2 protein-coding genes are annotated in these 14,598 nt (G+C 46.1%); both read right to left on the bottom strand.

Annotation, left to right across the window (positions count from 1 at the left end; translation table 11 throughout):
- Positions 1–3: 3 nt before the first annotated feature.
- On the bottom strand, positions 4–3,837 hold the full coding sequence (locus NPA43_RS01970) for a non-ribosomal peptide synthetase (RefSeq protein WP_256499293.1): 3,834 nt from the start codon (positions 3,835–3,837) through the stop codon (positions 4–6).
- A 45-nt stretch (positions 3,838–3,882) separates the two neighbouring features.
- Entirely contained in the window at positions 3,883–14,583 is a 10,701-nt protein-coding gene (locus NPA43_RS01965) for a non-ribosomal peptide synthetase (protein ID WP_256499292.1), read from the bottom strand.
- Positions 14,584–14,598: the final 15 nt, after the last annotated feature.

Raw genomic sequence — 14,598 nt, 5'->3', positions numbered from 1 at the left:
AGTTTACAAGACTGGTTCTCTATTTTTTTGATTGAATATCCTTTTGATCAGCTGTGCATTTTGAGCTGCACATTCTTTATGCTTGAACATTTCAGCGTGTTGACCGTAGCCTTGATATTGGCTAAAAGCACCAGTCGTCGCATGTTCCCAACCTTCCATCCAGTCCGGAATGTCCATTTGTTCTTCAGATTGGATGAAAGCAATATTTGCCTGTATCTCTCCTTGATTCACCCCCTTAACAAATGTTTCATAGTAGGCCCGTGTCTTTTGAGCAAGCGCTTCTTGGACGAGCTCCGCATGAGCCAATTCACTTTGCTTCGACTGATGGACAATCGCATCTATATCATCATCAATGGATCGTCCTTCTAAATCACTTTCTCCAATTTTCTTATAGGAGTCGATCATGATGACCTTTTCGACTGTACGCCCTGCTTGTTCAAGCGCTTGAACGAGCTCAAAGGCTAGATAGCAGCCGCCAGAGTACCCCATCAAAGTCAGCGGTCCTTCAGGCTGAAGATGCTGGATATGCTGAACGTATTGCGTGATTCGGTGATCAGCTTCTATAAAATCAAAGGCGATCAATCGAACACCATCGAGCGTTTTTGCTGCTTCCTGATAGATAAAGCCGTAGCCCGGTAATGGCGGGAGAGCAAAGACGGTTGGCGATTGAGATTCATTGAATACAAGATAGCCAGCGGCTTCCTGGTCCTGCTTTTGAATATAACGACTGATTGCTTCAATCGTTGGCGTCTCAAACAGCAAATGAATAGGCACCTGGACCTCGAATTCCTTCGACACCTTGGACAAAAGAGACATCGCTTTTAAGGAATGCCCGCCAAGCTCAAAAAAATGGTCATCCGTGCTAATATCATCTCGTTCAAGCACTTCCCGCCACATCACGAGCAGCTTTTGTTCTACTTCATTTACTGGCAGCTTCACATGGCGCTTTCCTTGCGGCGCCTCTGGCTTTGGCAGCTGGCGTTTATCAATCTTGCCATTTGTCGTGAGCGGCAGGTTATCGAGTCTGATTAGCTCATGAGGCAGCATATAAGCCGGAAGACGCTCCTTCAGCCCAGACTTGATCACATCGAGCTTGTCCTTCCATTCATCCTCACATGTGATATAGGCGAGCAGTCTTGTATGATTTGTTTCATCATGGTCAGCTATGAGTGCAGCTTGTTTTACACCTGGATGCACGAGAAGATGGGCTTCAATTTCTGTCAGCTCAATTCGATGTCCGCGAATTTTCACCTGATCATCTACTCTGCCTGCATACTCAATCAGACCGTCTTCTCGAAAATAAGCTAAGTCTCCCGTGCGATACAGCCTTTCACCCGCAGCGAATGGATGCGCGATAAAGGCTTGTTTTGTCAGGTCCGGACGATTCAAATACCCCTTCGCTAGTCCTTTGCCGCTAAGACAAAGTTCTCCGACCATTCCAATCGGCTGAAGCTGTCCTTGCTGACTCAATATATAAGCACTCGTCTGATTGAGCGGCTTCCCGATTGGAATAGAACGTGCCTCTGCCGGTATGGCTTCATCTACAGGATAATAGGTGGCGAAGACTGTTGATTCGGTCGGGCCGTATACATTGATCAGTCTGCCTTTCCCCATCACCTCAAAGGCTTTCCTCACATGCTGAACCGATGCCCGCTCTCCTCCAAACAGCACCTTACGCACACCGCGCATCCAGTCTGTCCCTTCATCAACGAGAAGATGGAATAAAGCCGTTGGAATAAACATGACAGAAATGCTTTCTTCTCTAATCAGCCCGGTCAGCTCGCGCATGTCTAAAATGGTCTCTTTTTTCGGCAGTACAAGCTTCGCACCGTTTAAAAGCGCGCCATATACATCAAAGGTAAAGCCATCAAATACGCTATTAGATAACGACAGCAATGTATCTGTTTCTGAAATGGTTAAGTAATTCGTATTTTTGACCACCCGGGCAATATTGGAATGGGTCGTCATGATGCCTTTTGGCTGTCCCGTTGTTCCAGATGTATACATGATGTATGCCGTATCATGTAAACCTGCTTCAAGCGGCAGATTCTCTGAGCTCATCAGTGAAATTTCCTGATCATCTGCAAAAAGATACGTGCCATCAAACGCGAGTGCCTTCGCCTGACTAATGAAGGTTGAGTGGGTCAGAAGATGCGTGGCCCTGCTGTCTTTCAGCATATATTGAATGCGGCTTTCCGGATAATCAGGATCAATTGGCACATAGGTTGCGCCTGCTTTTAAGACAGCAAGCAAGCTGACAATGAGTTCAGACGTGCGATCTGCTAAAATGGCGATGACCGTTTGAGGTGCAGCCCCATTTTTTTGTAAATGCCTTGCCAATCGATTGGCCTGTTCATTCAGCTCCGCATATGTCATCGTGTGCTCTCCCGCTGATAAAGCCACCGCATTCGGCTGTTTGCGGACATTATGCTCAAACCATTTAGACAAATAGAGCTGATCATGCTCAAGCTCAGGTGCATTCCATTCCTCAAGAATCAGCTGCTTTTCCTGCTTCGTCACGAGAGTAAGTGTGTGAACCGATTGATCTGGATGCTTGATCGCCTCTTTTATCAAAAGAATCAGTTGCTCCTTTAACCGGTGGACAAATGCAGGGTCAAATGCTCTTTGGTTAAAAGCCAGCTTCAATTGCAATTGTTCTCCGGGCGATGCAAGCAAATTGAGATCATAGTTCGATTTTTCATATACATTCATATCTTCCACAGTAAATCCTAGCAGTGCCTCTTGTTCATCCTTCTTTGCAGCTGGGACATTCTCAAACACCACAATATGATCAATAAGCTGCTGCTGACCTGTCTTTGCCTGAATATCATATATCGGGATATATTGGTGCGGTTCGGCCGCAAGAGACTGCTGCTGTGTTTCTGATAATAGAGAACAAAATGTCATCTGATCTGTCAGTTGAATTCTTCTTGGGATGACATTGATGAACAATCCAACCATCCGGTCAACGCCAGCCAAATCTGCCGGACGTCCTGACACAACCGTTCCAAACAGAACATCATTTGACCGCTGATACCTGCTCAGCAGAATCGACCAAACCGATTGAAGCGCACTGCTTAACGTGGCGTTCTGCTGCAATGCTAGCTCTGATAAAGCAGCCGTTTCTTCTTTGCTCATAGACCATTCGATTTCGCCTAATTCATACTCATTTGTTTGTTTTCGTTGTTCTTTAAAGGTCGATTGTCCATCAAATCCTGCTAATGATTGCTGCCAATATTGAAGTGACGCTTGTTTATCTTGTTTTTCCAGCCATTGAATATATTCTTTATATGGTTTGACAGGCTCTAGCTTGTAAGGCAGGTCATGCAAAAGCGCATGGTAAACCGCATATAATTCCTGCACGACAAGTCCAAAACACCAGCCATCTAGCAGGATATGGTGATAGCTCCATATCCAGCGATAGCTAGCAGGGCCCGTTTGGAAAACGGTGGCCCGCATGAGAGAATCCCTCGAGAGGTCAAAACCTCTCAGTTGATCTTTTTGTTTGAAAGCCTCAATACGCACAAGCTGTTCGTCTTCAGAAAGATCCTGCATGTCCACGACATCAAGTGTAAAAGGACGTTTCTTCAACACAACTTGGATAGGGCGCTTCACTTTTTCATGGAGGAACACGGTACGAAAAATATCGTACCGTTCCACGATGATATTCATGCTTTTTTCAAGCAAGTCATGACGAAGTGTGCCCTTGACGTTCATATCCATCTGCTCTACATAAAAACCCTTTTCTTGATGATGGAGGGTATGAAACAGCATTCCTTCTTGCATCGGTGACAGATAATACATGTCTTGAACTTGATCCCTTTTAAATTGACTCATCTATTTCATTCCTCCTTTCCCTTTTTTATGACTGATCTAGTGGTGTTAGGTCAATTTCTCCTCAAGCATGTCAAAGATATCATCCATTTCATCCATTTCAAGGTCAGCAGCAGAGAAGTCACTTGGCGTAAACTCTCGCTCGTGACGCGCTAAGCAATGGGTGATAATGGATTGGATTTTCCCCTTCAGCAATGCCATGAACTGCTGTATCGTCTGTTCTTCATATTCATCTGTACAATAGGAACACGACAAAATGAATCGATTGTGTTGAACAAGACCACTGAGATTCAGCTTATAGACAGCTTCTGAATCAGGGCTTGCTTGTCGTCCCATATCATAGGCGGACGGTCCAAAGAGTTCTGTCGTCACTTCCTGATCAATCTGCCCAAGATAGTTCAAGCTGATTTCAGGATGTATGTGTTGTGCTGCCGCCTCCGTAGCTGTCAGGTATTTTAAAATGCCGTAGCCAATTCCTTTATTCGGCACACGTCTCAGCATCTCTTTCGTTCCTTTAATAGCCTCAGTTATTGTCTGACCTGGCTTCGCTTCAAGAACGACTGGATACATACTCGTAAACCAGCCAACCGTGCGGGATACATCTAACCCTGATAAAATATCCTCTCTTCCATGACCTTCAATCTGCACATGTACATGAGATTGACCTGTCCATTCCTGAACAGCAAGACCGAGAGCACACAGGAGAACATCGTTTATTTCTGTTGTGTACGGAAGGTGAATATCGGTCAAAAGATGCTCAGTTTCTGTTTCTGTCAGATGCATTTGGATCGCTTTGGTTTGAGCGACTTTTCTTACTTTCACTTCATGATCAACAGGTAAAGTGGTAAATGGCATGCTGTCAATCTCTGTCCAATACTCATGTTGGCTTTTTAATGGCTGTGACTGCGCGTAGCGCTCAATCGCCTCTGCCCATTCTTTGAAGGAGTGGGTTTTTGGCGGCAGAACCAGTGTTTGTCCTTGTTCTGCCTGCTGATAAAGAGACATAAAGTCCTCTAGTAAAATTCGGCATGAGACACCGTCAATGACAAGATGGTGGGTCACCATAAGTAGATGATCACCGTTTTCTGTATGGAAACAAATCACTTTCATGAGCGGACCTTTTTGGAGGTTCAGCTGACGCTGATACTCATTGGCATATGTGGAAATGGCCTTTATCACGTCCTGCTCTTTTGAGACATCACGAGAAATAATCGAAAACGGTTCTGTGAGATCCCGCTGATTGTATTGCAGAATGTCATCATGCTCCTGCCTGTAGACCATACGCAGTGCATCATGATGTGAAAGTAATTTCTGCATCACTTGTTCTGTAATCGAAAGGTCAAATCCATTTGGCGCATGAAGCATCATCGAGAGATTCCAATGATGCTGGTCGCTGAATGCTCGCTCAAAGAACCAGCGCTGAATCGGCGTCAAAATGACTTCCCCTTCAACTGGTGACTGGTCGGCTTTCATTTGATCAGCTTCTTCGATATATGGACGGAGCTCCGCAATCGTTGGATATTGGAATAGCAGCTTCATATCGAGCTTCCAGCCCTCTTGCGTGAGCCTGCTCGCTATTTGAATGCCTTTAATCGAATCTCCGCCAAGGAAGAAGAAATGATCGTGAATGCCGACTTGGCTCACGCCGAGCACGTCTGCCCAAATGGCACAAAGAAGCGTTTCGACTTCGTCTCTTGGGGCTTCGTATGCCGTTTGATCCGCTTCCATATTTGGAGCTGGCAACGCTTTGAGATCGACTTTGCCATTTGCCGTCATTGGAAATTGGTCTAGGCTTATGATCCATGGTGGCACCATATATTCTGGCAAGGTGCGTTTTAAGCTTTCTTTTAAGTCTTCTGTTCCATTCTCCGTGATGACATATGCGGCAAGGGCGTCTTGATCGCTTGCATCTTTCACCGTTGTCACGACTGCTTCTTTTACTGAATCCAGTTCAAGCAGCTGAGCTTCAATTTCCGACAGCTCAATACGGAAGCCGCGGACATTGACCTGATGGTCTTTTCTGCCGAGATAGATGAGCTCGCCATCCTCTGTCCATTTCACCAAATCGCCTGTGCGGTACATGCGCTCCTCTGGATAAAATGGATCTCGTACAAATCGTTCGTCCGTCTCCTCTGGGAGATTCCAGTACCCTCTTGCCAGTCCTTTCCCCGCAATGACGAGCTCACCCGGTACGCCTGGCGGCGAGAGGTCATATAACGAACCCAAAATGTAAAAACGAGTATTGGCAATCGCTGTTCCGATAGGAAGCGTGCCTTGATCTGAATTGATGATACCGCTTGTCGCCACGACCGTATTTTCAGTCGGGCCGTAGTTATTCACTAGTTTGTATCGAACGGGCTTCACCTGTTTCAGCTTGTCTCCGCCTGTCAGTAAGTAGCGCAGAGAGTGATTGTCCATCGACATAAACTGCTCACATAGCTGAGTTGGCAGGAACGCAATGGTGATGCCTTCGTCATTGAAATACGTATTGAGCTTGATCATATCGAGGCGAATCCCTTCGTCGATAATGTGCAGCTCTGCGCCGGCGATCCATGTCGGGAACATCTCCCAAATGGAGGCGTCAAAGCCAAAGCCGGCATATTTGGCGGTTCGATCTTCATTCGTCACCTGGAAGGCATCATTGTGCCAGAAAGCAAGATTCACGAGTGACTGGTGCTCGACCATGACACCCTTCGGCTGTCCAGTCGTCCCGGATGTGTAAATCATATATGCGAGATCAGTTGGTTTGACATCAACCTGAACGTCTTGTGCTTCTCCTTCTGCGGCATCTTCTATCAACAGAACGTGACCTGTGAAAGAAGTTGGTGCATTGAGCTCTTTTTGGATAAGAAGCACTTCTGCCCCGCAGTCTTCCAGCATGTATGCAATGCGCTGCGCTGGATAATCGGCATCAATCGGCACGAATGCCGCACCAGCCTTGAGGATGCCAAGGACGGCGGCCGTCATGTCAAGGGACGGGCGGGTGAGAATGCCGACGCGATCTCCTGGTTTTGTGCCGTTTGAGATGAGTCTTGAAGCGACTACATTTGCCCGGTTATTCAGTTCTTCATATGTCCAGCTGGTTCCGCAGAAGGTCGCCGCTTTTTGATGAGGTGCTTCATGTGCCTGTGCCTCAATCAATGCATGAACGGTTTGATCTGACGGGACGTCGAGGACCGGTCCTGACCATTCGCCGAGCAGTTCCTTCTTTTCTTCTTTCGTTAAGATAGATAGCGCTGAAATTGGCTGATTCAGCTTAGCCAGCATTTCGTCTATGATTTGTTCAAAATATCGACTCCAGCGCTGCATGGTACTCTTTTTAAACAGTGCCGCTGCATACTCAAAGCGCAGGCCCACTTGATCTTGTTCTTCAAATACACCAAGAGTTAAGTCGAATTTTGCATGAACCGTGTCCTGCTGCTTTTGGGAGAGCTTTAGTCCATTCAGTTTCAGATCTGGTAACGTCAAGTCACGGTCATCCGTTGTCAGCATGACACTAAACAATGGATTGCGGCTCGTGTCTTTCGGAAGATCTAACTGTGAAACCAATTCCTCAAACGGGAATCCTTGATGTTCATAGGCTGATAGGTTGCGATCTTTCATTTTTTCAAGCAGGTGCTCGGCGGTTTCTTCCAGCTGCAATTCATTTCGAAGGGCCAGTGTATTCACAAACATGCCTGGAATCCGTTCGAGTGAAGCACGTGTACGTCCTGCTGTCACAGCGCCTATCACGATATCTGTCTGCCCAGTTAATTTATGAAGGAAAATGGCAAACGCGGTTTGCATCACCATGTTCAAGCTCACACCTTTTTCAGCCATGAGCGTTTTGATGGACTGCGTTTTTTCAGCAGATAACCATCTATCGACTCGGTCTCCTTCAAATGACTGAACACTAGGGCGCGGAAAATCAAGCGGAAGCGCCAAATCTTCTGGAGGTTGTGCATATTGCTCCAGCCAATACTGCCGCTGTTTTTCAAGCGATACTTGCTGTTTTTCCTCCTGCTGCCATACCGCATAATCCTTGTAGTGCAGCTGAACTGGCGGTAACGCCCTTTTCTCATACAGCTCTGCCAATTCTTGAACGAGCAGACTGCGTGTGACACCATCTGCAATGATATGGTGGATATCCATCATGAACACAAATTTCTCATCAGAAAGCTTTGCCACTCTCGCTCTCATTAATGGTGCCTGTTGTAATGAGAATGGTGTGATGAATTCCTCTACGACAGATTGCTCCTGATCGCTCTGTATTTCAACAACCTCTAACGTAAACGGTACCTGGCGATAAACTTTTTGGACTGGCACACCGTCAATTTCCACAAAGGCTGTCCGCAAAGATTCATGTCTTTCGATTAAAGCTTGAAGCGCTTCTTCCAGCTGCTGCAGATCAAGGCTTCCTTCCATCATTAAAACGGCTGGCATATGGTAGGTGACTGCGTCTGGATGCAGCTGCTGTAACACATACATACGCTTTTGTGCGGAAGAGACGGGATAGAAATCTTGCTTTTCCGCTGACTGAATGGATGTGACGACCGAAGAATCAGCTTCTTCCAAGTATGCGGCCATCGCCCGTATGGTTGGCTTTTCAAAAAGGACTTTGAGTGGCACATGCTTGTTTAGCTTGGCTTGCATCTTCGAAATGAGTACCATGCCTTTGAGGGAGTGACCTCCTAATTCAAAGAAATGGTCATGAACACCGATTTGTTCAACCCCAAGAACATCTGACCAAATGGCACAAAGCGTTTGCTCAAGTACCGTTTCTGGTGCTACGTGCGCCGTACGGTTCATATGCACCTCATGTGGAAGCGGCAGAGACTTCGCATCCACCTTTCCGTTTTGTGTGAGCGGAATGTGATCCACTTTGACAAAATAGGTTGGAATCATATAATCCGGCAGTGCCTCCGCAAGCTTTTCTCTAAACGCCAGCGTTCCAATGTGTTCAGGCGCTGTGTAATATAGCGCAAGCTCAGGTAAACGGGACAGGTGAAGCACTTTGACATACACTTCTTGAAGGGTTGAAAGTGCACGCGCGGCATGCTCAATTTCTTGTTTCTCAATTCGGTAGCCGCGGATTTTCACTTGATCATCTACTCTTCCAAGAAACTCAATGTCTCCATTTGCATGCTGTCTGACCAAATCCCCTGTCCGATACATCCGCTCTTGAGGGGAAAATGGATTTTCAAGAAAACGCTCTGCTGTTAATTCAGGCTGATTCAAATACCCTTTCGACACGCCTTCCCCAGATATATAAAGCTCTCCCGGTGCGCCATAAGGGACAAGGCGCTGCTCTCGATTGCATACGAGCGCTCTTGTATGAGCAATTGGCTGCCCGATTATAGAGCGTTCCTTTAAAGTGTCCAGCTCATGCGGTGTGATCAGCTTGGTCACTGTTCCGATGGTTGTCTCTGTTGGACCATAATGGTTCATCACTGCAACGCATGGATGCTGCTTCATAAATGTCTCAACATCCTCAGGGACAATGGATTCTCCTCCAAGTACAACAAGGCGTAAAGCGTCAAATTCATGATTCTTAGAATCTGCCATCATATGAAATAGGGATGGTGTCATTTTGATATAAGTCAATTCTTGCTCATCAATGAAACGCATGAGACGCACAGGGTCTGTATACACATCTTCACGAGGAACATAGAGTGTACCCCCTGCTTTTAAGACAGGGAAAATGCTTGTGTAACCGAGATCGTATGCATAAGAAGAAAGCAGTGCAGTTCGATCATATTCTTGCAGTGTTACCTCATTTGTCAGCCAGGTGACGTAGTGTGATAGATTACGATGCGTAAGCTGTACACCCTTCGGCTTCCCTGTTGTACCAGATGTATAAATCACATAAGCGAGCTGATCAACCGATACATCCGGCAGATCTAACGAATGGTTTTGGTGCACTGCTTTTTCGACATGTACCACTTGAAGAGACTGCTGATCCTTATATGAATGGGTATGCGTCTCATTTGTGACGATGACTTGTGCACCTGAATCTTCTAATGTATAGCGGATACGTTCGGCAGGAAAAGCCGGATCAATTGGTACAAATGCACCTCCTGCTTTCATCACACCGAGCATTGAGACGATGACATAAACAGAGCGATCAAGGATGAGCGCCACAGTACTTTCTTTCTCTACGCCTCTAATCTTCAGTTCACTGCTAAGTGCATTTGACATGTCATCAAGCTCGCGATAGGTGAGCTTCCTTTGATCATCCATGACCGCAATGGCATCTGGCGTTTCCTTTGCCTGACGTGAAAATTGGACATGAAATGGCTCATGACGATTCGTTTGCCCTTCATCTTTTTTCTCCAACCGCTCCATTTGCTCATGCTGGTCCAGTATATTGAGCAAGCCGATCTGTTCATCCGGATGGTGGATCGCCTCACGAATAATCGCCAGAAGATGAGTTCCTAACCGGCGGACGGTCTCCTCTTTAAATAATGCCGTTGCATAGTCAAGGCTCAGTTTTAATTCTCCCTCACGTTCAAATGCCTCTAGAGACAAATCAAATTTGACCGAGCGATGCTGAATGGCATAAGGCGATATGTGAAGATCGCCGAGCCTTAGAGCTGGAACCTCCATGTTCTGCATATTAAACGAAACGCTAAAGAGCGGGCTCCGAGTTGTATCACGATCTAGCGGAAGACGTGCAATTAGCTCTTCGAGTGGATAGCTTTGATGTGCAAAAGCCTCGACACTCGTTTCTTTTATTTCTTCAAGCAGCTGTAAAAATGATTTGGTTTGTTCTGGTTTCCCGCGCATCGCAATGGTATTGATGAACATCCCCGGCATGTCCTGTATATCAGGGTGTGTCCGCCCTGCAACAGGGGAACCAACGATGATATCTTCCTGCCCACTATAAGAAGCGAGCAGCACTTGAAATGCAGATAACAAGAACATATACAAGGTCGTATCTGTTTTCTGAAGCAATTCATGAATGCGCTGAGTCGTCACTTGATCACAGCCAAACATCACTCGTTCTCCGGCAAAATCACGTTCGGCTGGACGCGGATAGTCTGTTGGTAAATCTAAAACCGGTAATTCTCCTTCGAATTGCTTTAGCCAATACGCTTCATGCTCCCGCTGTTTCTCCGTCTCTTCTTCACTTAACTGCCAGACAGCGTAATCTTTATAATGAATGGCTCTTTCTGCAAGTGCTTCTCCATCATAGGCCTTCGCCAAATCTTGAATGAACGTCTTCATGGAGCTGCCATCTGTAATGAGATGATGTGCTTCCAATACTAGAAGATGACGGTTTTCATTGACTTTCAACAGCTGCGCTCGTAAAAGGGGTGCGGCTGTCAAATCAAATGGTGATTGACGTTCAGTAAGAAACGCCTCTGCATCTTCTTCCTTTATGTCATGGACGGGAAGGTCAAATGCAGCACGTTCATGCACCCTTTGTACAATGTCTTCTCCGTTCATATGAAAACTCGTTCTCAAAATTTCATGCGTTTGGATCAACTGATCAAACGCTGAGCTGAGCCGCTGATGATCGAGTACACCTTCAAGTGTTAATACGATCGGAATATGATAGTTCGTGCTGTCAGGTTCGAGTGTCTGCAAAATGTATAAGCGGCGCTGAGCTGGCGACACCGGATATTCTTCCGCCTGCGTTGCTGGCAAGATCGGATGGCCCTGTTCTTCTTGACCGTCCTGATCGATATATGCCGCAAGTGAACAAATCGTTGGCTTCTCAAAAATCACTTGAATCGGGACTTCCTTTTGAAACACCTCTTGAATCTTCGCTGACATCATCATCGCTTTTAGAGAATGTCCCCCAGCCATGAAGAAATGCTCGTTTACTCCAATCGTTTTCCCAAGGAGCTCCTCCCAAATTTGAGCGAGTGCCTTTTCCGTTTCGGTTTTAGGCGGAATGATCTTGATCTCTTCACGATGCGCTTCGTCTGGCTTTGGTAAGGCTTTTCGGTCTACCTTTCCGTTCGCTGTAAGCGCAAAGGCATCGAGCTTCATCACATGGTGCGGCACCATATAAGCTGGTAGCTCTTGATTGAATAAAGCTCTCACCTCTTCTTCTGTCATAGTCCCCGTGAAGTAAGCGGTGATTTCCTTTTCATCTGAAGAAGACTCATGGACGAGTACAACCGCATCATCTATGCCAGTCTCTTGCTGAAGCATCGTTTCAATTTCACCGAGCTCAATACGGAAGCCGCGAATTTTCACTTGATCATCTTTCCGGCCGAGGAATTCAATCTGGCCATCCGCGCCATACCTAGCCAAATCCCCCGTTCGATACAAACGTCCTGCCGGCTTAAAAGGGTCTGCCATGAATACTTGATTGGTCAAATCTGGACGATGGAGATATCCTCTTGAGACACCATCACCGCCGACATACAGCTCTCCTGGCGCTCCAATTGGCTGAAGTCTTTGATAGTCATCTAAAATGTAGGCTGACGAATGATGAATCGGCTGACCAATTGGGATCGTGCCCGTTTCATTCCCTCTCACTTCATAAATGGTCGAGATCGTTGTATTTTCTGTCGGGCCATATGCATTCAGTAATACAAGTGCTGGATGATTCTTTTTCACAAGCTCTGCACTCTTCACATTGATCACATCGCCGCCTGTGATTAATGTGGTTAATCCTTTGAACATCTGCGGCCGCTGCTGAGCCAGCTGATTAAATAATCCAGTCGTTAAAAAGAGCGCCGAGATCTGATGTGTTTGAATAAATTGTTCGAATCGATTGATATCCAATAAAGTATTACGGTCAACAGGATAAAGCGTCGCACCACCCAGCAGCGTGGTGAAGATTTCAAAGGTAATGGCATCAAAGCTGATTGCCCCTGTATGCGCCATACGATCCGAAGCGTTCAAACCCAATTTTTCCTGAGAACATGCTAATCTCACAATATGCTGATGCTCAATTTGAACACCTTTTGGCCGTCCAGTTGAGCCCGACGTATACATGATATACGCCAATTGAGAAGGAAACGTCCGGACTGAGAAGTCCACGTTTGAGCAATTAGACATTTCTGTCACATGAATAGCCTTGATGTTTTCGTAAACTGGCGGCTGACTGTCAGCATAAAGCAAAATCGATACGCCGCTGTCTTCAAGCATAAATTGGATTCTCTCCTCAGGCTGGGATGGATCAATCGGTACATAAGCAGCCCCTGCATGAAGAACTGCTAAAATGGCGATGACCGCATCTGCTGATCGGTTCATATACACCGCGACAGCATCCTCGGGCTGTACACCGTTTTCAACCAGACTGCCAGCTAATTGATGGATTTCTTGTCCAAGCTCTTCATATGTGAATGCTCGATCTCCTTCGACTAATGCCAGATGGTCAGGCTGCGCCTTGATGCGTTCCTTGAGAAGCTCAGGAATGGACAGGTGCTTCGGATAATCTCGCTCTGTCTTGTTCCACGCTTCAATCTGCTGCTTTTCTTCTTCCGTCATACATGTCACTTCATGAAGGCGTACGTCAGGGTTTTGGATGATTTGCTTCATGAGATGGGTCAGGTGTTTAGAGATATTTCCAATCACCTGTTCTTCAAAAGCTATTGCATTGTATTTCATTTTCAATGTCCACGTTTTACCTGGATAGACAAGGACATTCAAATCGAAATTCGTTTGTTCAAATCCATCCTTTACATCAATCGAGAAACCAAGACGTGCAGACATGGTGTCACCAGACAGCTCTTGATCTAAAGGATAGTTCTCAAACCCAACCAAGTGATCGAAGAGCTGTCCTCCACCGGCTGTCTTTTGCTGAATCTCATAAAGCGGCATAAAATCATAGCTTTCCGCTTCCAGGGCATGCTGCTGAACCTTTTGAAACAGTTGTTTGAAAGTCTGCTCCTGATCCAATGTCACCCGGACTGGTATCGTATTGATAAACAGCCCTGCCATGCGCTCAATCCCAGACACACTTGGAGGCCTTCCCGATACGACCGTTCCGAATGTGACATCATCTGCCGCATGATATGTGCCTAAAAGAACGGACCAGACAGCTTGAAACAGGTTCGGTGCTGTCACTTGGCATTGTCTTGCTGCATCTTGAATGGCTTGTACCATGTCAGCATCCCATGTGAACGTCGATTCCTGATGGTCGTATTGCCCGTTCGTCTCTTTCTGATGAAGCAGCCCTTGATGCTGAACAGCACCGTCTAGACGCTCCTTCCAATAGCCTTCCGCTTCTTGTTTGTTTTGTTTTCCAAGCCACTGGATATAGTCTGCATAAGGCTTACCTTGTGAGCGGTCAGGCGTTCGTCCGTTTCGGTAAGATTCATAGTAATGAAACAGTTTTTTCATCAAAACACCCATGGACCAACCATCCATGATGATGTGATGGTTGCTCCAAATGAGATGCCAGTTTGTTTCATTTAATTGAAAAACAGCGACTTTCAACAACAGATCATTCGTTAAGTGAAATCCTTGCTTTCTCAATTGCTTTTTATATTGATCTAATACCTTTTGCTGCTCCTGATGATTCAGATGAGATAGATCCTCTCTATACACATCTAGATGACGTTCAGCTAGTACAACCTGACGAGGCTTTTGCAATTGCTGATAGACAAAGGCTGTACGGAGAATGTCATATGTCCGTATAAGCTCATTGAGACTCTTTTCAAAAAGATCGAGATCAAACTCTCCGCTTATTCCAAGCTCAAGCTGTGTGAAATAAGAGGAGGAATTAGGGTCTAGCATGGCATGATACAGCATGCCTTCTTGCATTGGTGTTAAAGGATATACCTTTTGAATTTTCTGTTTGCTCATAGTCCACCTCTTCAT

Origin of the sequence: Bacillus pumilus (assembly GCF_024498355.1) — a bacterium.
In the GTDB taxonomy this organism is placed as follows: domain Bacteria; phylum Bacillota; class Bacilli; order Bacillales; family Bacillaceae; genus Bacillus; species Bacillus pumilus_P.
This window is presented reverse-complemented; position numbering and strand designations above follow the sequence as displayed.